The sequence below is a fragment of the Actinomycetospora sp. C-140 genome, from assembly GCF_054796175.1.
Genome location: NZ_JBTWNF010000028.1, coordinates 34947 through 55782, shown reverse-complemented (window position 1 = coordinate 55782; position 20836 = coordinate 34947). Strand labels below are relative to the sequence as shown.

At 75.3% G+C, this 20836-nt stretch carries 22 protein-coding genes; 14 read left to right on the top strand and 8 right to left on the bottom strand.

Annotated features, from left to right (window positions below; all coding sequences use genetic code 11):
- The first annotated feature begins 73 nt into the window (after nucleotides 1-73).
- Entirely contained in the window at nucleotides 74-1033 is a 960-nt protein-coding gene (locus ACR9E3_RS31095) for a class F sortase (RefSeq protein ID WP_460384867.1), read from the top strand.
- A 1-nt stretch (nucleotide 1034) separates the two neighbouring features.
- On the opposite strand, the gene ACR9E3_RS31090 is transcribed toward ACR9E3_RS31095, so the two are convergent.
- Nucleotides 1035-2072: a DUF4185 domain-containing protein gene (locus tag ACR9E3_RS31090; RefSeq protein ID WP_460384865.1), complete on the bottom strand. Its 1038-nt coding sequence runs from the start codon at nucleotides 2070-2072 to the stop codon at nucleotides 1035-1037.
- Nucleotides 2073-2211: 139 nt separating this feature from the next.
- Here ACR9E3_RS31090 and ACR9E3_RS31085 point away from each other — a divergent pair, with 139 nt between their 5' ends.
- Nucleotides 2212-2700 carry a hypothetical protein gene (locus tag ACR9E3_RS31085; RefSeq protein WP_460384864.1) on the top strand — a complete coding sequence of 163 codons (489 nt, stop codon included), beginning with the start codon at nucleotides 2212-2214 and terminating at the stop codon, nucleotides 2698-2700.
- Between the two features lie 35 nt (nucleotides 2701-2735).
- On the opposite strand, the gene ACR9E3_RS31080 is transcribed toward ACR9E3_RS31085, so the two are convergent.
- Nucleotides 2736-2933, bottom strand: a complete 198-nt coding sequence (locus ACR9E3_RS31080; protein WP_460384863.1) for a hypothetical protein — start codon at nucleotides 2931-2933, stop codon at nucleotides 2736-2738.
- Between the two features lie 225 nt (nucleotides 2934-3158).
- Between ACR9E3_RS31080 and ACR9E3_RS31075 the strand changes: the two genes are divergently transcribed.
- From ACR9E3_RS31075 to ACR9E3_RS31065, 3 genes are all read left to right on the top strand, one after another.
- Complete coding sequence (locus ACR9E3_RS31075; protein WP_460384862.1) at nucleotides 3159-4913, top strand: acyclic terpene utilization AtuA family protein; 1755 nt, start codon at nucleotides 3159-3161, stop codon at nucleotides 4911-4913.
- The gene (locus ACR9E3_RS31070; RefSeq protein ID WP_460384860.1) at nucleotides 4901-6391 is read left to right on the top strand and encodes a CoA transferase; all 1491 of its coding nucleotides are present in this window, start codon (nucleotides 4901-4903) and stop codon (nucleotides 6389-6391) included. The genes ACR9E3_RS31075 and ACR9E3_RS31070 overlap by 13 nt, the downstream gene beginning before the upstream one ends.
- A gap of 62 nt (nucleotides 6392-6453) precedes the next feature.
- Nucleotides 6454-7224: an N-acetylmuramoyl-L-alanine amidase gene (locus ACR9E3_RS31065; RefSeq protein ID WP_460384858.1), complete on the top strand. Its 771-nt coding sequence runs from the start codon at nucleotides 6454-6456 to the stop codon at nucleotides 7222-7224.
- On the opposite strand, the gene ACR9E3_RS31060 is transcribed toward ACR9E3_RS31065, so the two are convergent.
- Nucleotides 7225-7581, bottom strand: a complete 357-nt coding sequence (locus ACR9E3_RS31060; protein ID WP_460384857.1) for a hypothetical protein — start codon at nucleotides 7579-7581, stop codon at nucleotides 7225-7227.
- A 306-nt stretch (nucleotides 7582-7887) separates the two neighbouring features.
- Between ACR9E3_RS31060 and ACR9E3_RS31055 the strand changes: the two genes are divergently transcribed.
- The 3 genes from ACR9E3_RS31055 to ACR9E3_RS31045 all read left to right on the top strand — a co-directional run bounded on the left by ACR9E3_RS31055 (nucleotide 7888) and on the right by ACR9E3_RS31045 (nucleotide 11667).
- On the top strand, nucleotides 7888-8760 hold the full coding sequence (locus ACR9E3_RS31055) for an SAM-dependent methyltransferase (RefSeq protein WP_460384855.1): 873 nt from the start codon (nucleotides 7888-7890) through the stop codon (nucleotides 8758-8760).
- 151 nt (nucleotides 8761-8911) lie between these two features.
- Nucleotides 8912-10504: an aldehyde dehydrogenase family protein gene (locus ACR9E3_RS31050; RefSeq protein ID WP_460384854.1), complete on the top strand. Its 1593-nt coding sequence runs from the start codon at nucleotides 8912-8914 to the stop codon at nucleotides 10502-10504.
- 101 nt (nucleotides 10505-10605) lie between these two features.
- Nucleotides 10606-11667 carry a potassium channel family protein gene (locus ACR9E3_RS31045; protein ID WP_460384853.1) on the top strand — a complete coding sequence of 354 codons (1062 nt, stop codon included), beginning with the start codon at nucleotides 10606-10608 and terminating at the stop codon, nucleotides 11665-11667.
- Between the two features lie 55 nt (nucleotides 11668-11722).
- Here the strand turns inward: ACR9E3_RS31045 and ACR9E3_RS31040 are convergent, their stop codons facing one another.
- The 4 genes from ACR9E3_RS31040 to ACR9E3_RS31025 form a co-directional block, all read right to left on the bottom strand.
- Nucleotides 11723-12637: an SAM-dependent methyltransferase gene (locus tag ACR9E3_RS31040; RefSeq protein WP_460384851.1), complete on the bottom strand. Its 915-nt coding sequence runs from the start codon at nucleotides 12635-12637 to the stop codon at nucleotides 11723-11725.
- Between the two features lie 47 nt (nucleotides 12638-12684).
- Nucleotides 12685-13038 carry a hypothetical protein gene (locus tag ACR9E3_RS31035; RefSeq protein WP_460384850.1) on the bottom strand — a complete coding sequence of 118 codons (354 nt, stop codon included), beginning with the start codon at nucleotides 13036-13038 and terminating at the stop codon, nucleotides 12685-12687.
- A 219-nt stretch (nucleotides 13039-13257) separates the two neighbouring features.
- Nucleotides 13258-13848: a DUF7002 family protein gene (locus tag ACR9E3_RS31030; RefSeq protein WP_460384876.1), complete on the bottom strand. Its 591-nt coding sequence runs from the start codon at nucleotides 13846-13848 to the stop codon at nucleotides 13258-13260.
- A 47-nt stretch (nucleotides 13849-13895) separates the two neighbouring features.
- Nucleotides 13896-14111: a hypothetical protein gene (locus tag ACR9E3_RS31025; protein WP_460384849.1), complete on the bottom strand. Its 216-nt coding sequence runs from the start codon at nucleotides 14109-14111 to the stop codon at nucleotides 13896-13898.
- 265 nt (nucleotides 14112-14376) lie between these two features.
- On the opposite strand from ACR9E3_RS31025, the gene ACR9E3_RS31020 reads away from it, so the two are divergent.
- The 6 genes from ACR9E3_RS31020 (at nucleotide 14377) to ACR9E3_RS30995 (ending at nucleotide 20146) form a co-directional block, all read left to right on the top strand.
- Nucleotides 14377-15426: an LCP family protein gene (locus ACR9E3_RS31020; protein ID WP_460384847.1), complete on the top strand. Its 1050-nt coding sequence runs from the start codon at nucleotides 14377-14379 to the stop codon at nucleotides 15424-15426.
- An 18-nt stretch (nucleotides 15427-15444) separates the two neighbouring features.
- On the top strand, nucleotides 15445-16947 hold the full coding sequence (mftG, locus tag ACR9E3_RS31015) for a mycofactocin dehydrogenase MftG (RefSeq protein WP_460384845.1): 1503 nt from the start codon (nucleotides 15445-15447) through the stop codon (nucleotides 16945-16947).
- 210 nt (nucleotides 16948-17157) lie between these two features.
- Nucleotides 17158-17403 (top strand): hypothetical protein, encoded by a 246-nt coding sequence (locus ACR9E3_RS31010; protein WP_460384844.1) that lies wholly within the window; start codon nucleotides 17158-17160, stop codon nucleotides 17401-17403.
- 46 nt (nucleotides 17404-17449) lie between these two features.
- Nucleotides 17450-18703: a hypothetical protein gene (locus ACR9E3_RS31005; RefSeq protein ID WP_460384842.1), complete on the top strand. Its 1254-nt coding sequence runs from the start codon at nucleotides 17450-17452 to the stop codon at nucleotides 18701-18703.
- Between the two features lie 33 nt (nucleotides 18704-18736).
- Nucleotides 18737-19144 carry an SRPBCC family protein gene (locus ACR9E3_RS31000; protein WP_460384840.1) on the top strand — a complete coding sequence of 136 codons (408 nt, stop codon included), beginning with the start codon at nucleotides 18737-18739 and terminating at the stop codon, nucleotides 19142-19144.
- A gap of 186 nt (nucleotides 19145-19330) precedes the next feature.
- Nucleotides 19331-20146: a hypothetical protein gene (locus ACR9E3_RS30995; protein ID WP_460384839.1), complete on the top strand. Its 816-nt coding sequence runs from the start codon at nucleotides 19331-19333 to the stop codon at nucleotides 20144-20146.
- A gap of 15 nt (nucleotides 20147-20161) precedes the next feature.
- Here ACR9E3_RS30995 and ACR9E3_RS30990 read toward each other — a convergent pair whose 3' ends face one another.
- Nucleotides 20162-20620 carry a universal stress protein gene (locus ACR9E3_RS30990; protein ID WP_460384838.1) on the bottom strand — a complete coding sequence of 153 codons (459 nt, stop codon included), beginning with the start codon at nucleotides 20618-20620 and terminating at the stop codon, nucleotides 20162-20164.
- Between the last annotated feature and the right edge of the window lie 216 nt (nucleotides 20621-20836).

Sequence of the window (20836 nt, the reverse complement as noted above, 5' to 3'; positions counted from 1 at the left end):
GCAGCGACCCCGCACACCACGCGGTGTGCGGGGTCGCTGTCTGCGTAGCCTCGGCGCGGCGGGAGGAGGGCCGGTGGACGCCGCACCCGACGACGGCTCGGGAGATCAGGAGCGCGTGACGCACCCGGGGAGCGGCTCGGACGTGGACGACGCGCTCGTGATCTCCGGGGGCGTCGACGGCGCCGCCGACGCCGACGCCGAGTCCGGCACCGCGCCCTCGGCCGGAGATCAGGAGTGCGTGACGCACCCGGCGGGCGACGCCGAGGTGGATGACGCGCTCGTGATCTCCGAGGAAGACGCCACCGACCCCGCCGCCACCGACCCCGCCGCCACCGACCCCGCCGCGCCCACGCCGGCGCCCGCGCGTGGCCCCGACCGGACGCGGCGGGCCCTGATCGCCGGGGCGGCGCTGCTCGCGGTGCTGGGGGTCGCGCTGGTGGGCTGGGCGCTCGCGCACCAGACCGGTCCGCCGCCCGCACCCGTCGCGAGCGGGGCCGGACCGCCGCCCCCGCCGTCGCTGGCGTCGCCGCCGCCCGGGCGGGCGGCCGAGCCCGCGGAGCCGCTCGGGTCGTCGTCGCCCCCGGTGACGTTGACGGTGCCCGCGATCCGTGTCGCGTCGCCGGTCGATCAGGTCGGCCTCAACCCGGACCGCACGATGGAGGTGCCCGCCGAGGGCTCGCCGGGCTACGACCACGCCGCCTGGTTCCGCTACTCCGTGACCCCGGGCCGCCAGGGGCCGTCGGTGATCATCGGTCACGTGGACTCGGCGGCGGCCGGCCCCTCGGTGTTCTACGAGCTCGGTCGGCTGCGTCCCGGCGACCGCGCCGAGGTCGCGCGCGCCGACGGCGCGACCGTCACGTTCGAGGTCACCGAGGTCGCCGTCTACCCCAAGGACGGGTTCCCCACCGACCGCGTCTACGGCCCGACCCCCGGCCCCGAGCTCCGCCTGATCACGTGCGGCGGCAGCTTCGACAGCAGCGCGGGGTCCTACCGCGACAACACCGTCGTCTACGCCCGCGAGGTGCCGCGGTGAGTCACGCGCTCTGCAGCACCCGGGCCCGGAACTGCATGGCGCGGTAGGGCCAGTTGGTCTCGGTGTTCCACTGGCTGATCACGAGCTGGAAGTCGTCGGGCGTCGAGCCGGGCAGGATGTAGCCGCCGTAGGGCTGGGCGACGCGGCCGCAGCCGTGGTCCTCGTCGTGCCACCAGCAGCCGGCGATCACGGTGAGGCGCTCGGCGGTGTGGAGGTTGGTCGTCGGACCGTCGGGGAGCGGGATCAGGTCGACGCGGTAGTTCCCGGCGTCGAACGCGCACAGCCACCACTCGCCGTCGACGCGACGCAGGCACAGCTCCCCGAACGCACCCGGCAGCACGGGTGTGGCGGGACGGCCCCACGCCCACGTGCCGTCGGCGAAGCCCCAGCTCTCCCACGCGGCGGAGTCGAGCAGCTTCGCGGCCGGCACACGGTGCAGGAGCAGGCCCTTGTCACGCTGGAACCCCGTGGTCAGCGCGTAGACGAAGCCGTCCGGGCCCAGCTCCCAGGTGAGCATCTGGAAGTGTCCGTCGAGGTGGTCACCGGGCCACCAGGTGTCGGTGGGCTCCCAGGTCACGCCGTTGTCGGTGGAGCGGTGCACCTCGGTCCAGTGCACGGTCCCCAGCTGCTGGCAGACCATGACGTGCAGGTACATCACGTCGCCGACCGTGATCAGGTCGGTCGGCAGCACGGTGCCGATCTTGAGGCCGCCGACCAGGCCCAGGAACCGGCCGCCGACCCGGGAGCCGTGGTGGTACTCGACGACCTGGTCGGCATAGCCGTGCGTCGGCCCGGCGGACCCGGTCCACGTCAGCCCGCCGCCGTCCGCGACCGAGGACGGGTCGGCGAAGAGGATCACCGGCGAGCGCCACCCCGGCCCACCCACCCCGGCGCGCTCGAAGGTGTCGCCGAAGACCGCGACGAGGCGCCCGTCCGGGGCCAGGGCGGCGGCGCCGAGGTCGGTGCCGCCGACCCCGAACTCGTCGGTGTGGCCCGGCCCGGTCAGATCCCGCAGCTTCGTGACCTCGAGGTAGCGCATGCGGTGTTGATACCCCCTCGGCGCGGCGCCACGGAATCGATCCCCCTGTCCGGCGGGTCGCGCGGGCGTAACGACCTGATCTCGCCCGACGACTCCGTGAGCATCCCGCCGCCGGGGCGGGCACCGGGGAGGTCTCGACGTGGGAACCGTGATCGGCACCGTGGCGGTGCTCGTCCTGTTCGCCCTCACGCTCGCGGTCGCGCTGCGCCACCGCCCCGACCTCACGCCCGCGCCGCGGCTCTCGCCGGACCTCGCGGAGACGATCCTGCTCCGTGCCGGCTTCCCCACCACGCCGCACAACGTGCTCGCCGTCCGCGAGCACCTCGGGACGCTGTTCCTCGAGCAGGGCCGCCGGGACGTCGACCCCGCGCGGTGGGCCGACGTCGAGGCCGCGTGCGAGGCGGGCCGCTCCGGCGGGCACGGCGACATGAGTGCCTGGCCGCAGCACGTTCTCGACCAGATCGCCGCGGCCGGCGCCGGGCCCGACGGCGGGGGCGGCGGTCCGGCAGCCGCGCGGCTGGCACGGCGCTGTCAGGACGCGCTGCTCGCGAGCGTCGGCACCGGGCGCGGCGTCTTCGGGGGCTCGCTGTTCGAGCCGCTCCCGCGCCCGGGCGCCGCTGCTGTCTGACGCGGTGCGGCGCTGGGCGCGGTCGGCTCGGTGCCTCAGGCGGAGACGCGGTCGTCCAGGTCGCCGCGGCGCTGGGCGGGGATCGCGAGGACGGACGGCGGTGCGGTCCGCGCGGCGGCGCGACACGCGGCGCGGGTGCGCGAGTCGATGGTGCCCCGCGCGCTCATGGCCACGACGGGCGCGAGCATCCACGCCGCGGACAACCCTCCGAGGGCGAGCACCAGCGTCTTCATGATCCCCCCTGTGCCCGCGTTCGGGCGTGATCTCGTTGCTCCGACCGGCGGCCGGTTGCGCTCCCCACCGTAGAGCGCTCAACCAGGACGGCACTCGGCCGTACGGGTGGCGAGCGCTCAGGTTGCTCTCAGAGTTTTGTGAACTGGCTCACGCGACGCGAGGAGCGTCGGCGAGGCAAACTCCGAACGGTCAGCTCTGACCGTTCGCGATGTCTCGGAGGTCCTGTGCCCGTCTCCCGCCCCGTCCGCGTCGCCAACTGCGCCGGCTGGCTCTGGGACCGCTTCTCCGGCCTGCGCGACGCCCTCGCCGGACCCGTCGACGTCGTGACCGGCGACTACCTCGCCGAGCCGACCCTGCGCCAGCTCGCCCTCGAGCGGGCGAAGGACCCGGCCCTCGGGTACGCGCAGAGCTTCCTGGCCCAGTTCACCGACGCGGTCGGGCTGCTCGCCGAGCGCGGCGCCCGGCTCGTGGTCGACGCGGGTGGGCTCAACCCCGCCGGTCTGGCCGACGAGGTCCGCCGGGTGATCGCCGACGCCGGGCTCGGGCTCGTCGTCGCGCACGTCGAGGGCGACGACCTGTCCGCGCGGCTGGACGCCCTCGGCGCCCTCGAGCACCTCGACACCGGCGTCCCCCTCGCCGACTCCGGTCTCGAGCCCACCACCGCCAACGCCTACCTCGGCGGCTGGGGCATCGCGGCCGCGCTCGCGGACGGCGCCGACGTCGTCATCTGCCCGCGCGTCACCGACGCGTCCCTCACCGTCGGCGCGGCGGCCTGGTGGCACCGGTGGGACACCGAGGACTGGGGTGCGCTCGCCGGCGCGGTGGTGGCCGCCCACGTCATCGAGTGCGGGCCGCAGGCCACGGGCGGCAACTTCTCCGGCTTCAGGGCGGTCCCGCGCGTCGACGACCTCGGCTACCCGATCGCCGAGATCGCCGCCGACGGCACCGCCGTGATCACGAAGCACGACGCCGCGGGCGGCACCGTCACCACCGACACCGTGACCGCGCAGCTGCTCTACGAGATCCAGGGCCCGACCTACCTCAACCCCGACGTGACGGTGCACCTCGACGCCGTCACGCTGACCGAGGTCGGGCCGGACCGCGTGGAGATCGCCGGCGTCACCGGCTCACCGCCCCCGCCGACCACCAAGCTCGCGATGACCGCCCCGGGCGGCTACGAGTCGAGCGTCGCGTTCTACGCCACCGGGCTCGACCTCGAGGCCAAGGTCGCGCTGCTGCGCACCCACGTCGAGCGGATCACCGCCGGGCTCGACCTGAGCCTGCTGCGCGTCGACCGCATCGGCACACCGGTCGAGGACCCGCCCGACCAGTGGGCGGCCGCCCAGCAGATCCTCGTGACCGCCCAGGCGCGGTCGAAGGACCAGGTCGACGCGCGGGCGTTCGTCGCGCCGATGACCGGGCTCTTCCTGCCCGGTTACCCCGGGCTCTACGTCAACCCGCTCAAGGTGTGCGCGCCGGTCGTCGAGTACTGGCCCGCCCTCGTGCCGGTCGACGTCCTCGACCACGTGGTGGTCACCGCGGACGGCGCTCGCGTCGCCGTGAAGGACACCCCGGTCCGGGCGCCCGCGACCGGGCAGCGCCCCTCCGACGAGGCCCCGCCCCCGCCGGACCTCGGGCCCACGCGTCGCGCCCCGCTCGGGCTCGTCGCCCACGGGCGGTGCGGGGACAAGGGCGGCAACTCGAACGTCGGGCTGTGGATCCCGGCCGGGGCCGACGACCGTACCTGGGACTGGCTGCGCGCGGTGCTCTCCACCGAACGCCTGCGCGCCCTGTTCCCCGACGCCGCCGGCGTCGCCGTCGAGCGCCACGAGTTCCCGACGCTGCGGGCCGTGCACTTCGTCGTCCACGACGTCCTCGGCAAGGGCGCGTCGTCGAACGGCCGCCCCGACATCGCCGGCAAGGCCGTCGCGGAGTTCCTGCGCGCCCGGTACGTGGAGGTGCCCGAGTGCCTGCTCTGACGACCCGTCTCGAGGCCGCCTGGAAGGACCCGATCGCCGGCGACGACGGCTTCGACCCCCTCGCCGAGCTGGACGAGGTCCTGGCTCCGCTCGGGCTGTCGTCCGCCGACGCGGGCGGTGCCGTGACGGTGACCGGTGCCGACCCGGTGGTCCCGAGCCCGGTGCGCGTGGGGTCGGCCGCGAGCATCGGGCTGCTGGCGAAGTCGGTCGCCGCCGCCGCGCTGCACCGCGACCGCGGCGGGCCCGGGCAGGAGGTCCACGTCGACCTGCGGGCCTCGCCGCACCGCCTGTGCCCGTTCTACGACCGCACGTGGGAGCGCCTCGGCGGCTACCCCGTGGCGTCGTCGCTCGAGACCGGGAACGTCATGGGGTTCGCGTTCTTCCGGTGCGGCGACGGGCGCTGGGTGATGCCGCAGAACATGTACCCGGGCCTGCGGGAACGGGCCCAGGACCTGCTCGGGGTGCCGCTGACGAAGGCGGCCGTCACCGACGCCGTCGCGCGCTGGGACGCCCCCACCCTGGAGCTCGCCGCCGCCGAGGCCGGTGTCGTCATGCCGATGGTGCGCTCACTGCCGGAGATGCTGGCCGAGCCGCAGTACACCGACGTGCTCGCCGACCTGCCCCTGGTGGAGGTCACGAAGACCGCCGACGGCGCTCCCGAGCCGTTGCCGCCGCCGGGGGAGCAGCCGTTCTCGGGGCTGCGGGCGCTGGGCATGGGGCACGTCATCGCCGGCGCGGGCCTGGGGCGCTCGCTCGCGCTGCACGGCGCCGACGTGCTCAACCTGTGGCGCCCGGGCGAGTCCGAGCACGAGACGACCTACGCGTCGGCGAACGTCGGGATGCGCTCGGCGTGGCTCGACCCGCGCCGTGACCGCGACGCGCTGTCCGAGCTGCTCGCCGGCGCCGACGTCTTCTTCCACAACCGCCGCCCCGCGTTCCTCGACGAGATCGGGCTGACGCCCGGGAAGGCCGCCGCCGAACGGCCGGGGATCGTGCACGTCTCCGTCTCCCTGCACGGCCTCGAGGGTCCGTGGGCGGGCCGGCCGGGCTTCGACCAGTCCGCGGGGTCGGTGACCGGGATGATGCTGCTCGAGGGCGGCGGTGCGGCGCCGCGGCTGCCGCCGATCCTCGTCGTCAACGACTACATCGTCCCGTGGCTCGCCCAGGCCGGGGTGGTGGCCGCCCTGCGTCGCCGGGCGACCGAGGGCGGCTCGTACCACGTGCACGTGTCGCTGACCCGCGTCGCGCTGTGGATCCTCTCGCTGGGGATCCTCGACCGGGAGTGGGCCCACGCGACGGCGGGCTCGGACGAGCGCCACCGCTACCTCGACCCGGAGACGTTCACCGCCGACACCGCGCTCGGCGCCTACCAGGGCGTCACCGACCAGGTGCACATGTCGGCGACCCCCGGGCGCTACGACCCCGTGCTCGTGGCCCGGGGCGCCTCGGACCGGGCCTGGTGCGCTCCGCGCATGTGAGCACTTTCGAGTGCCCGGGCACTCCGAAGTGCTCACATGCCCGGAGGGCACCATGCGGAGTCGTGCGCGCGCCCCTGGTCCTCGGCGGCCTGCTGCTCGTCCTCGCGGCCTGTGGGGGAGCGGCACCGCCACCGCCGCCGCCCGTGCCGACGCCGCAGGCCCGCGAGGCCGTCCGAGCGGCGGAGCCGGCGCCGATCGTCGTCCTCGACCCCGGGCACAACGGCGGCAACGCGGCGGCGTCGGACGAGATCGCCCGCGAGGTGCCCGACGGGCGCGGCGGCAGGAAGCCCTGCAACACGACCGGCACCGACACCGCCGGCGGCTACGCCGAGCACGCCTTCGCCTGGGACGTGGCCGCGCGCGTCACGCGCATCCTGGAGGCGCGCGGTGTCGCCGTGCGCTCGACGCGACCCGACGACACCGGGGTGGGGCCGTGCGTCGACCGCCGCGCGGAGATCGCGAACGAGGCGGGCGCGGCGCTGACGGTGTCCATCCACGCCGACTCGGGGCCGCGCGGTGGGCGAGGTTTCCACGTCGCGCTCTCCGACCCGGCGCTCTCGCCCTCGCAGGGGGAGCCGTCGGCGGCGCTGGGCCGGGCGCTGGTCGCGGGCCTGCAGGCGCAGGGGTTCGGGACCTCGACGTACCGGGGCGAGGGCGGCCTCGACCGGCGCCCCGACCTCGCCGGGCTCACGCTCGCGCGGGTGCCGGCGGCGCTGGTGGAGTGCGCGAACATGGCCGATCCCGCGGACGCCGCGCGCACCGAGGACCCAGCGGGCCGGCAGCGCTACGCCGAGGGCCTGGCGGCCGGGATCCTGCAGGTGCTGCACCGCTGATCAGGCGGCCTGCCCGGGCCGCTCCTGGTGCCACCGCACGACGCGGATGACCACGTCGGCGAGCTCCTCGCGGTCGAGCGTCTCGCGCATCGACTGCGCGGCCTCCAGCGCCTCGAACCCCGGGAACGGGCCGTGCGCGTCGACCTCGCCGGTCTGGGGATCCACGGCGAGCACCACGTAGCCGTCGCACTCGTCGACCTCGATCTGCGCCGTCAGCCAGTCGACGCCGGGCGGCGGGTCGTGCACCGGCGCCGCGGCGGCCGGATCGGCGTCCAGCCGGGCAGGATCACGGTGCGTGGGCTCGGTGGTGTCGCAGTGGGTGGCGTCCGTGCGGGTGCACCGGGGATCGTGGTCCAACGGTCTCTCCTCCACGTCGGCGCGGTGCACCACCGCGCATCCCGGTCCGACCCGTTCCGCGGCGTCGCTCCGTCGAGGGACGGGGAGCGGGCCGGCGCGGGTCGCTGTCACGAGTGGTGACGTGAGGATGCCCAATCTCTGACTCAAGATTTCAACTATTCACCCGGGCGGGTGGACCGCTCAGCGACGCGGCCGCGTGCTGACCTCAGCGCGTCACGGGTCGTGTCGATCTGATCACTCATCGTTGATGCACGCTCACGATCTCATAGATTGTTAGCCGAACTAACGTCTACGGAAGGCCGCACCGTGAGCCGGTACGAGCAGTGGGACATCGTGTCGAGCGTGGGTCTGACCGCCCTCGTCGTGGCGGCCGGACGGTCCGTCGACACCCACCGTACGGATGCCCTGATCTCCGATCCCTACGCCGAGCGCTTCGTCGACGCCGCCGCGCCGCCCACGCCGCTGCCGACGCGGCCCGTGGCGCCGCGCGACGACTCCGAGGACGAGCTCTGGCAGATGATGTCGGGCTACATGGGCGTCCGCACGCGGTTCTTCGACGAGTTCTTCGATGCCGCGGGCGACGCGGGCGTGCGCCAGGCCGTCATCCTCGCGGCGGGTCTCGACGCGCGCGCCCAGCGCCTGGACTGGGCGGACGGCACGACGCTCTTCGAGGTCGACCAGCCGGCGGTGCTGACCTTCAAGGACGACGTCCTGGCCGAGGACAAGGCGCGGTGCGACCGGCGTCCGGTCGCCGTCGACCTGCGCGACGACTGGACCGGCGCGCTCGACGACGCCGGCCTGGACCCGTCCGCCCCGACGGCGTGGCTCGCCGAGGGCCTGCTGCCCTATCTGCCCGCCGAGGCGCAGGACGGGCTGCTCGCGGCCGTCGACGAGCGCTCGGCGCCGGGCTCGCGGATCGCGGTCGAGGACTTCACCAACCTCGGCGACCAGCTCTCCGACCCGGGCTTCCGCCGGATCGCGGCGGGGATCGGCGTGGACATGTCCGCCCTCATCCACACCGACCACCGGCCCGACCCGGGCGACTGGCTCGCCGAGCGCGGCTGGGCCGTGCGGCGCGACCTCGCGACCGCCGTCGCCGACGGCTGGGGCCGCGAGTTCGATCCGCTGACGCAGCGGCTCAACGGGAGGTCGACCTTCCTGACCGCCGAGCGCGCCTGACCGGTCCGTCCCGAGGATCCGGATCCGCGGTCACGCGGGGTGGTGGCCCCCCTCCGATCCGTTCCCGTCCCCTCCGGTCCGGCGGTTCCCGTGGGCCCGTCGTCCTGCCTAGGGTCGATGGCTGCCCACGACCGCCACCGGGAGGACGGCCATGAGCGACGACAGCAGCACCCTTCACGTCCCCGAGAACCTGACCTGGTCCGCGGTCACCGGGCGCGTGCGCGACCTGGTGGGCGAGGCCTTCACCGACGACGGGCCCGCCAACCTGGTCGACGGCGAGTGGCGGGCGATCGGCACGCCGTCCGAGCAGATCAGCCCGAACGACGGGTCGTCGCTCGGGACCATGCTCAAGCTCGACTCCGCCTCCGCCACCGACGCGGTCCAGCGCGCGGCGCAGACCCACCGCGGGTGGGCCGGCACGGAGCTCGACGAGCGCCGCCGCAAGGTGTCCGCGTCGCTCGACGCCCTCGAGGGGGCGCGCGACGACCTCGCGCTGCTCCTGGCCTGGGAGATCGGCAAGCCGTGGAAGGCGGCGTGCTCCGACGTCGACCGCTGTATCTCGGGTGTGCGCTGGTACGTCGACGAGATCGAGGGGATGCTCTCCCGCGACGTCGAGGGCGCGCCGGCGAAGCGCGTGCCGCTCGAGGGTCCGGTCTCGAACATCGCGAGCTGGAACTACCCGATGAGCGTGCAGGTGCACGCCGAGCTCGTGCAGCTCCTCGCCGGCAACGGCGTCGTCGCCAAGACCCCCACCCAGGGCGGCTGGATGACGCTGACCGTCGCCCACGCCCTCATGGCCCGTGAGGGCCTGCCGGTCACCCTGCTCTCCGGCGACGGCTCCGAGCTCTCCGACGCGCTCATCCGCTCGCCCGAGATCGGCGCCCTCGCGTTCGTCGGCGGGCGCTCCAACGGCGGCAAGGTCGCCGCCCAGCTCGCCGACACCGGCAAGCGGCACATGCTCGAGCAGGAGGGCCTCAACACCTGGGGCATCTGGGAGTTCTCCGACTGGGACGCGTTCTCGGAGATCCTCAAGAAGGGCTTCGAGTACGCGAAGCAGCGTTGCACCGCCTACCCGCGCTTCGTCCTGCAGCGCAAGCTCGTCGACCAGTTCCTCGCGACGTACCTGCCCGTGCTCGACGGCGTGCAGTTCGGGCACCCGCTCGCGGTGGACGCCTCCTCCGCGGGGAGCACCGACGACCTGCCCGCGCTCGACTACGGCCCGCTGATCTCGGCGGGCAAGGCCGAGGAGCTCGACGAGAGCGTCGCCGAGGCCCTGCGCCACGGCGCGATCCCGCTCTACCGCGGCAGCCGCGAGAACGGCCGGTTCCTGGACGGTCAGGACACCTCGGCCTACCACGCGCCGGTGTCGATGCTGGCCCCGCCGGGGGCGTCGCGGCTGATGCACGAGGAGCCGTTCGGCCCGGTCGACTCGATCGTCGTCGTCGACACCGAGGCCGAACTGCTCGCCCAGATGAACGCCTCCAACGGCGCGCTGGTCGCGAGCATCGCCTCCGACGACACCGACCACGCCGAGCGCCTCGCCGAGCAGGTGCAGGCCTTCAAGGTCGGGATCAACAAGCTGCGCTCCCGCGGCGACAAGGACGAGGCGTTCGGCGGACGCGGCGAGTCGTGGAAGGGCGCGTTCGTCGGCGGCGAGTACCTCGTGCAGGCCGTCACCGAGGGCCCGCCCGGGGAGAACCTCTTCGGCAACTTCCCCGGCTACCACCGCTACCCCGCCACCTGAGGTCCTGCCAGGTGAGTCCGGCTCGGGGCCGCGCTGGGTAGTGTCCTCCCGGCGCGGCCCGCGGGAACCGGCCCGCCGGAGGAGGTCGGGAGGGCTCGGGCATGGTGCTGCGCAGCCGCGTGTCGCGCGACATGGCGCCCGGGGGGCCCACCGCCGGCACCGTGGCGATGCCGGAGACGCGCATCGGGCCGGTGGTGGCCCTGCTGCGCCGCCTCGCGCTGGCGCTCGGAGCGCTGACCGCGGCCGCCCTGATCGTCTACGTCCAGCGCGACGGCTACATCGACAACAACAACGACGACGGCATCGGGATCATCGACGCCTTCTACTACGCCACGGTGTCGCTCTCGACCACGGGCTACGGCGACGTCGTCCCCGTCAGCGAGACCGCACGGCTGTGGACGATCCTCGTCATCACCCCGCTGCGTCTGTTGTTCCTCATCGTCCTGGTCGGCACGACGGTCGAGCTGCTGACCGAACGGTCGCGCCAGGCGTTCCGCATCCGACGGTGGAGGTCGCGCGTGCGCAACCACGTGGTGGTCGTGGGCTACGGGACGAAGGGGCAGGCGGCCGTGACCACGCTGCGCGGCGACGGCCAGGACGTCGACCACATCGTCGTCGTCGACACCGACCGTGGGCGCCTCGACGCCGCGTCGGCGCTCGGGCTGGTGACCGTGCGCGGCGACGCGACCCAGTCCTCGGTGCTGCGCACCGCCGGCCTGCCGCACGCCACCGCGCTCGTCGTCGCCACCAACCGCGACGACACGGCGGTGATGGTGACCCTGACCGCCCGCGAGATGGCGCCGAAGATCATGATCACGGCGGCGGTCCGCGAGGCGGAGAACGTGCACCTGCTGCGGCAGTCGGGCGCGGACTCGGTGGTCGTGTCCGCCGAGACCGCGGGCCGCCTGCTCGGGATGGCGACGACCACGCCCGCCGTCGTGTCCGTCGTCGAGGACCTGATCTCGCCGGAAGCGGGCATGAGCATCGGCGAGCGCCAGGTGGCGGAGAGCGAGGTCGGCGGCTCCCCGCGCCACCTGCGCGACATCGTGCTCGGCGTCGTGCGCGACGGGCAGGTGCACGCGATCGACGCCCCCGAGGTCGACGCCCTCGAACGCGGCGACCGCCTGCTCTGCGTCCGCCGCGCGGGCCCCGACGAGGGCTAGCGAGGTGTCAGCGAAGTGCCGTCACGGACGCTCAGTGTCCGTATCGGTACTTCGATCACCGACGCGCGTCGAGGAGCTTCGCGGCGCCGTGGACGTCCGCGAGCTCCGGGTCGAGCGGGCGCCCGTAGCTCTCGGCGAGCTCCGAGGCCGAGCGTCCGGTCACCGTCCACCCCAGCTCGGCGAGACGCTCCGCGGCGTCGGGGCGGTCGTCGGCGAAGAACAGCTCCCGGATGTCGACGCCGAACCGCCGGGACAGCGACGCGAGGCGCGAGTCCTCCCGCCCGAAGTGGTGCACGATGTCGCCGAAGTGCTCGACGGCGAGGTGGCTGCCGGGCGCCGAGAGCTCGCCGATGCGGTCGAAGAGATCGATCTCGGCCTGGGCGGGCAGGTAGGGCAGCAGGCCCTCGGCGAGCCACGCCGTCGGCGAGCCCGGGTCGAACCCGGCCTCCCGCAGTGCGGCGGGCCAGTCGTGGCGCAGGTCGACCCGCACCACGACGCGCCGGGCACCCCCGCCGGCGGTGGTGGCCTGCTGCTCGGCGAGCACGTCGTCCTTGAAGTCGAGGACACCGTGCTGGTCGACCTCGTAGACCACGGTGTCGGCGGGCCAGTCCAGGCGCTGGGCGCGGGTGTCCAGGCCGGCGGCGAGCAGGACGACCTGGCGCACGCCGTCGGCGGTGGCCGCGGTCAGGGCGTCGTCGAAGAAGCGCGACCGCACCCCGATGTACGCCGACTGCTCCTGCCAGTCCGCCTCGGTGGCGCCGTCACCCTGTTCCGCCGACAGCGCCGCCGCGTCCTCGGGGCCCTTCGGCAGCCGGATCTCGTCGGCCGCGGCGTCCACGAACGCCTCGGCGTACGGGTCGTGGACGAGGCCGTCGGGGCGATGGGTCTCCATCGCCCGGCCGCTGGCCACGCCCAGGGCGGTGACGCCCACGCTCTCGGTGATGCCCCACTGGTCGTCCTCGGTGCGCATGCGCACCGGGTTCCCCGATCGTTGCGCAGGCTAACGACCGACTGGGCTCAACGGTGCACCGAAAGCAGACAACCGGGGCAATCCGCTTGCTCCGCGCGTAGGCCGGTGACCACCTGCTCCACCGCGGCGCCGCAGCGTGCCCGCAGGCCGGTGGGGTCGCCGAGCTCGCCGGAGGTCACGTCGACGACGTGGCGGTGACGGTCCTCACGTCCGGCCGCGACGAGGACGAGCGTGCCGTCCGGGGACGGGTCGCCGGGGGTCGGCCGGCGGGGGTCGTCGGGTGACGGTCGCGGCCGGTCGCCCAGCGGCGGGGGCGGTGTCGAGGTCGGCATGGGGTCCATGCCGGTGCTCGGGCGCCCGACGGGGCGGGCGTCGGGATGGCCGGGGTCGGGGACGGTCACGGCGTCCCTCCTCTCGTGCCGGCGTGGCCCGTCCACCGTAGGTGCCGCGCGCCGACCTGTCGGCCCGTGTTCGCGCGGCGCGGAACGAGCACGACGTGCCGTTACTGGCTGGTATCGCTCGCCTGGCGAGTGATACCAGCCAGTAACCCGGCCCGGGCCGGGAGTCGGGTGCGGGGCGGGCCGGCGACGCCGGGTTCGTTGCCTGGGGGGGACCGGCGGTCAGTCGCCGAGCTCCACGGGCACGACGGCGCCGTCGGGGTGGTGCACCGCGCCGGCGACGACCAGGTCGGCGGCGTCGGGGATCGCGTGCTCGACCGACACCTCGGCGACCGTGCGGTCGCGCGGCCAGTCCCCGAGCGGCCGGGCCGTGTGCGGACCGCGCGGGGGCGGCTTGATGAGGGTCGCTCCCATGTTGATCGGGGAGAGGCGCACCGCGGCACCGTGACGGTCGAGCAGCGCGGCGGTGTCGAGCTCGAGGACCAGGTGGGCGCGGTCGCGGTACGCGCGCGCCGCGAGCAGTCCGGCCACCCGTCGGCGGGTCGGCCAGAGGTACACGCGGTCGTTCAGCATCCGGTAGAACGCGTCGATCTCCATGCCCTCGAGGCACCGCGCGAGCTGGCCGTCGTGCAGCACGCCGTTGTCCCGCAGGACGACGGGGTCGCGGCCCGGCGCGGACAACGTCACCGCGACCGGGCGCCGCGCGGACACGAGCTCCGGCGCCGCCCCGAACTGCTCCACGAGGGCCGCGGCGCTCGCGAGGCCCCGCGCCCGGATCGACGGCCAGGCACCGGGCTCGGCCATGTGGAACAGCCGCGGGTGGCGGGCGGCGAGCTCGCCGGGGGCGAGGCCGACGGGGGTCAGGAGCGGCGGCGCGGGAGCGGGAGCGCGGTGTCGCCCCCCGGTCCGTCGGCGGCCTCGCGCAACGGGCGTCGCGCGGCCGGCAGGTCACGCAGGCCCTCGAGCACGCGGGCGAGGACCTCGGGCCGTGGGGCGGGCACCGGTCCGACCGCCACGGCCGCCGCCTCCTGTGCGGTGTCGACCGGGTCGAGCACGGGCTCACGATCGGGCGTCACCCGTCCGAGCGTAGGGACAGCGGCCGGGCAGGAGGGGCAGGATCGTCGGCCGGGCGGGGGACGGCGGGCTGGGCGCGACGAAGAGCGCCCGGCCACCGGAGGCCACCGGTGCGCACGCTGTCACGCTGGGTCGTTCCCGACGGCCTCACACCGTGCGGCGCGTAACGATGGCCGCTCGCCGTCCGAGGTCCACGGGAGTGAGTCGTCGGCCGGCGGAGGCCGGCGGCCGCGGGACGAGGGTGGTCGGGGAATGAGCCTGGGAAGCATGATCGACCCGGAGCCGGGTCAGGACGAGGACGACCGCGGCCGGCGACGGCGCGGCCTGCGGGCGTTCGCGTACGGGATCATCGCGCTGCTGGTGCTCGTGCTCCTCGCCGCGGCGGGCGTCGTCATCGTCACCCAGCAGCTCGGGTCGCAGGTCGGGCGCTACCCGAACGTCTTCGCGAACGTCGACCCGTCGACGCGTCCCGCGGACTCCGGCGGGCAGACCTTCCTGCTGATGGGCACCGACACGCGCTCGCCCGACCCCACCACCGGCACCGACGCCGCGCCCGACGCCGTGTTCGGTTCGCAGCGCAGCGACGTGATCATGGTGGCGACCGTCGCCCAGGACGGGCAGAGCGCCAGCGTCGTCTCGATCCCGCGCGACTCGTACGTCGACATCCCCGGCCGCGGCAAGAACAAGATCAACGCCGCGTACGCGTTCGGCGGTCCGCCGCTGCTGATCCAGACCGTCGAGGGCCTCACGCGCGTGCACATCGACCACTTCGCGGTCATCGACTTCGCGGGCTTCGCGCAGATGACCGACGCGGTCGGCGGCATCGACGTCAACGTGGGCCAGGAGTCCGAGCGCGACGGCGTCGTCGTCCCGGCCGGTCAGCAGCACCTCAACGGCGCCCAGGCACTGGTCTACGTCCGCGAGCGCTACAATCTGCCCGGCGGCGACCTCGACCGCGTCCGGCGCCAGCAGGCCGCGCTGCGCTCGTTCGTCAGCAAGGCCCTCTCGTCCGGCACGCTGTCCAGCCCGACGAGCGCGTACAGCCTCGTCGACACCGTGACCCAGCACGTCGGCGTCGACGACTCGCTGAGCAACACCGGCCTCGCCGAGCTGGCGTTCAACCTGCGGAACCTGCGGAACTCCAACATCTCGTTCCTGACGACCCCGGTCACCGGGACGGGCATGGAGGGTGACCAGTCGGTGGTCTACCTCGACGAGACGGCCGGGCGGGACCTCTGGTTCGCGGTCAACAACGACCAGGTGCCGCAGTGGGTCGCCGCCCGCCCGCAGGAGCAGCTGTCGAACACGCCGCGCTGAGCGGGTACCCGGCGGATCATGAGCAGGGGTCCGTCCTGGGACGTGGTGATCGTCGGCGGGGGCTCGGCGGGCTGCGCGCTCGCCGGGCGCCTGTCCGAGGACCCGCGCCGGCGGGTGCTGCTGCTCGAGGCCGGTGCGGCCGTGGCCGATCCCGCGGGGTTCCCCGCGGAGGTCCGTGACGTCGCGTCGCTCGCCGCGTGCGACCCCGACGGCCCGCACACCTGGGACGTCGGCGTCGACCTCGCACCGGGCCGGCGCACGCGCGTCGGCCGGGGCCGGCTGCTGGGCGGGTCGAGCGCGGTCAACGGGGCCAACCACGTGCGCGCGACGCGGGCGGACCTCGACGCGTGGCCGGGCTGGTCGTTCGCCGCGACCCTGCCCTACTACGTCCGTGGCGAGGACGACCTCGACGTGCGCGGCCCGCTGCACGGCGACGCGGGCCCGGTGCCGGTCGTGCGCCCCGCCGGGGAGCTGCGCGCGACGGTGACCGAGCGGTTCCTCGACGCGGCCGCGCGCGTCGGGGTGCCCGCCGAGCCGGACAAGAACGGCGACGCGCCGCCCGGCGCCGGTCTCGTCCCCGCCAACGTCCGACGCGGGGTGCGCGTGAACGCGGCGCTGGCCTACGTGCTGCCGCACCTCGCGCGGCCGAACCTCACGGTGCGCGGCGACGTCGTCGTCGCCCGCGTGCTGCTCGACGGCGACCGCGCCGTCGGCGTGGCGACCGCCGACGGCGAGCGCATCGACGCGGGCGAGGTGGTGCTCGCAGCGGGCGCGGTGTTCTCGCCGCAGCTGCTCGCGCAGTCGGGGATCGGGCCGCCCGACGTCCTGCGCGCGGCGGGACTCCCCGTGCGCCACGAGCTGACCGCTGTCGGGCGCGGCTACACCGACCACCCGAACGTCTACCTCGCCTTCACCGACACCACCGGCGGCGAGCCCCTGCACCCGGAGGCACCCGGCGCCCAGGCCGCGGTGCACCTCGACTCCGGCGACGACCCGGCCGGCGACCTGGAGATCCTGCTGTTCGCCCGCCCCTTCGCCCCCGGCGGGCCGTGCCACCTCATGTGCGCGCTGCAGGCGCCGGAGAGCCGCGGGCTGCTGACACCCTCGCCGGAGCCCGGCGGGACCCCGCGCCTCGAGCACCGCTACCTCGAGTCCGGCCGCGACCGCGCGCGGATGCGCCAGGCGGTGCGCCGCGCGGGAGAACTGCTCGCCGCGGGCGGGCTCGCGCTGGGCACCGAGCGCGGCCTCGGCGACCGCGAGCTCGACGCCTGGATCTCCGCGCACCTCGGGACGTCGGCGCACCTGTGCGGCACCGCCCGTCTCGGAGCGGCCGGCGACCCCGACGCCGCCGTCGACCCGGAACTGCGCGTGCAGGGGCTCTCGGGGCTGCGCGTCGTCGACACCTCGGTGCTGCCGACCGTCCCCCGGCGGGGTCCGGCGGCCACCGCGCTGATGCTCGGCGAGCGCGCGGCGGACCTGATCGCGGGCGTCCCTGCGGGATCGAGCGGGCGGATTTCCTGACGTTGAACATGAGCGTGGACGCCAGGCTGACACGAGCACGACGACCCCGGGTGACGCCCGGTTCCGACCTCTTCGTGTCGCCGTGTCGATCTCTCTCACCGGACACGGTCACGGCTACGACACGATGGGGTGGAGCACCGTCACGTCCCGAGTGATCGCGACGACACTGATCGCGAGAGAGCCGCTCGAGAGGTGATCGAGGAGTCCGCGATGTCGTTCCTGCGCCGCCGTGCCGACGCGCCGTCCGTCACGCCCGCCGGCACCGACGACCCGCCGACCCCCCGCCCGGCCCGCCCCACCCGCGCCGAGCGCAAGGCCCGCAAGGCCGAGGAGGCCGCGGCCGCCGAGCTCGCCGCCCGCATCGCGCGCGCCCAGCGCCGCCTCGCCCAGGCCACCGGGCCGCTGCCCGTCGTGCCCCAGCGCCGCTCGAGCGACGACGCGGTGCGCACCGACTGACCGGACCCCGTCACCCCGGCGGCGGGCGCATGGAACGCTGCCCGCCGTGCTCCCCCGGAGTCGCCGCAGCGCGATCACCGCCGTCCTGGTGACCGTCCTGCTCCTCGCCGCCTGCGGCGGGACCGCCGAGACCGCCGCGCCGCCGCCGTCCTTCGACCCGCCGACCGGGTTCGCCGCCCCCACCGGCAGCCTCTTCGGCGGCTCGACCGGCCAGGTGTTCGGGCGCGACGCCGACGCCCTGCCCGCCGCGCTCGTCGGCACCGCGGTGTGGGGCACCGACGGCGGGCGGGTGCTGCGCGTCGACTCGACCGGGGCGGAGATCCCCGGAGTCGCGGCGCCGCCGGGGGCGTGGGCGGCGGGCCGCCCGGTCGCCACCGCCGACGGCGGCGTCCTCGTCGGCGCGGCGAGCACGATCCCCGGCTCCGGCACCACCCCGCCCGGCCTCTCGGTGGACCTCCTGTCGTTCGACGCGGCCACCGGTGCCCTGCGGTGGAACGCCCCGACGGTGCTGCCGTGGTCGGACCGCCCGCCCGCCGTCGCGCTGCGGGTCGCCGGCGTGGTCGCGGGGGTCGCCGTGCTCACCGCGAGCACCGACACCCAGCGGACCGCGCTCGGTGTCGACCTCACCTCCCGGCGTGTGCTGTGGACCGCGGACGGCGTCGGCGCCGACGCCGTGCTCGCCGACGGGCCGGCCGGGGGCAGCGCGCTCGGGGTCGCCACGGCGCCGGGGCAGAGCGGGACCTACGCGGACTCGACCGTCGTCGGGCTCGACGCGGTCACCGGCCTGCGGCGCTTCGAGGGGGAGACCCTGACCGCCCCGCAGATCACGCCGGCCGGCCCGGGGCTCGCCGTCGTCTCGGGGCGCACGTCCGCGACGACGCTCTCCGCCCCCGCGGCCACCCTGCGGTTCGTGGACGCGCGGGGCGCGACCGTGCGCACCGTCGACGTCGGCCGCTCCTACACGCCGCCGCGGTGCGTGTGGGACGAGGCGGCCACGACCGTCTGCGGCGGCGACACGCGCGTGTTCGCCGTGGACGCGACCACCGCGGCCCCGCTGTGGGAGCTGCCCGACCCGGCCGCCAACCGCGTCGCCCCCCGCCTGACGACGGCGTGGCACGGCGCGGTCTACGGCACCACGGTCAACGGGCCGCTCGTGCTCGACGCGCGCACCGGCGCCGACCGCGACACCCGCCCCGGCGCCGCGCCGATCCTGGTGAACGCCTACCTGGGGCTCGGGGCGGAGGCCGGGGGTGTCGCGGGCTTCGGCGGCGGCGCGTCGATCACGCCGGCGATCCGCTGAGGGTCGGCGTCCCGGAAGCGGGTAGCCCCGGGGATGGGTGACTACGAGCACACGACCGACGTCCGGCGCCCGCCCGAGGACGTCTTCGCCTACCTCTCCGACGTCTCGCACCTCCCCGAGTACTTCAGCGGCCTCGAGAAGGCATGGAGCACGGGCCCGGAGGACGTCGCGGTGGTCGCGAACGTCGAGGGCGAGCGGTACGAGGGCACCGCCTGGATGCGCGCCGACCAGGACGCCAAGAGCCTGCGCTGGGGTGCCGAACGCTCCAGCGGCTACCACGGCGAGCTGTTCGTGACGGGGATCGGCGACGAGCACTCGCGCGTGACCGTCACGCTGCACACCGAGCGCGCCGACGGCCCGGCGATCCGCGCCGGCCTCGAGCAGACCCTCGCCGACCTCAAGCGGATCCTCGACGGCTCCGGCACGGAGCGGGTCGGCTGAGCCGTCCGGGTGGCCCGGATCGCTGAATCGGTCGACGTGGCGGGGGTCACCTTCCTCTGGCATCGTGGGCGGTTCCCGATCCGAGGGAGCGGAGAGCCCGTGCGCATCCCGTTCATCCGTCGTCGACCCACCACCACCGCCGCCACGCCCCCCACCGCCCCCGCTCCCGGCACCGTTCGCCGCGACGTGCCGGCACCCGACGTGATGGCCGGGATGGAGTACCTGGACACCCCCGCCCGAGAGCCGGTCCGCCCGCCGGCGCCCGAGGTGTCCGTCTGTGGGATCGACCCCCAGGTCCCGGGCAGCCCGTCGGTGCCGCGGCTGCACGTCGTCGTCGACGAGGACGTGCGTCCGGACTCGGTCGAGCAGCTGCTCGCGCTGGCGGGCGGCGACGGGGCCGCCGGGGCCGACGGCGCCGCGGGCGGCGACGGCCGGGTGCGGGTGCGCCGCCTGACCGTCGACGTGCGCGGCCTGCGCGACGTGCTCGAGAGCCGCGGCGGCTGGAACCTGCTCGCCGCGCTGGTGCGCGAGCCGTCCGACCGCGTCACCAACGCCGTCTTCCGCGCCGCGATGTCGCAGCCCGCCCCGGACGGCACCGGTGCGGTGCTCGAGGCGGGCGACGTCGACGTCGAGGTGTGCGTCGTGGGGGAGGGGGACACGGTGGCCGGCCGCTGCCGCCGCGAGCTCGGGCGCGGGCGGCTGTCGCTCACGCCGTTCCTGGCCGCGTCGGAGCGCCTGACCCGCCGCCTGGCCGAGGCGCTGGCCCGGCCGCGCGACCGCGGGATGCGGCGCTCGTTCGAGCACGCGCTCGCCGACGTGCTCGGGGACGCCGACCTCGGCGCCGTGCTGGGCCGCCACGGCGCCGCGCCCTACTGCTCCGTGCCCGGCACGTGGGCGACCCCGCCCACGGCCGCGACCCCCGCGCCGCGCCGCGCCGACCTCACCGAGCAGGTCCCGGCCGCCGCGTCGCTGGCGGAGGCGGAGCCGGTCTCGGCCCGGTAGGCGCGGCGCGGGCCGTCAGGTCGTGTGGACGATCAGCACGTCGGTCGGCGAGCGGCGCGAGACCTCGGCGGGGACCGACCCGAGCAGGCGGCCCGCGAAGCTGGCGAGGCCCTTGTTGCCGACCACGACGAGATCGGCGTGGTGCAGCTCGACTTTGTCGCAGATCGCGTGGACCGGCTCGCCCTCGACGGCGACCGTGTCGACCTTCTCGGCGCCGGCCCGCCGGGCGACGTCGCGCGCGTCGCGCAGCGTCTCCTCGGCGGGGTTGGAGCCGATGATCTTGTACGCCTCGTCGCCGAGCGCGCGTTCCGCCTCGGCCTGATCACGGGCACCGGAGCCGCGTGCGCGTTCGTAGGCGCACACGATGAGGAGCTTGGCGCCGGCGTCGGCGGCGATCTGTGCGGCCCGGGTCACCGCGGAGGTGGCCGAGGTCGACCCGTCCGTGCCCACGGCCACGAGCTGGTAGTCACCCACGGCGGCACCCTAGGGGGCTCCGGCGCGGGATCGGCGTCAGGGTGGACGCGGCGCGGCGGGGATGTCACCCGACGGGGCGCCGAGCCGCGGAGGCGGACGGATCGGCACGTTCCGGGTGACTCAGGTCACGGTGAGGTCACGATGTCCGCGTGTCGTCACGACGGGGCCTCGCGGCGGTAACGACCCCGGTCGGCCTGCTCGATGAGTGTCCGACGG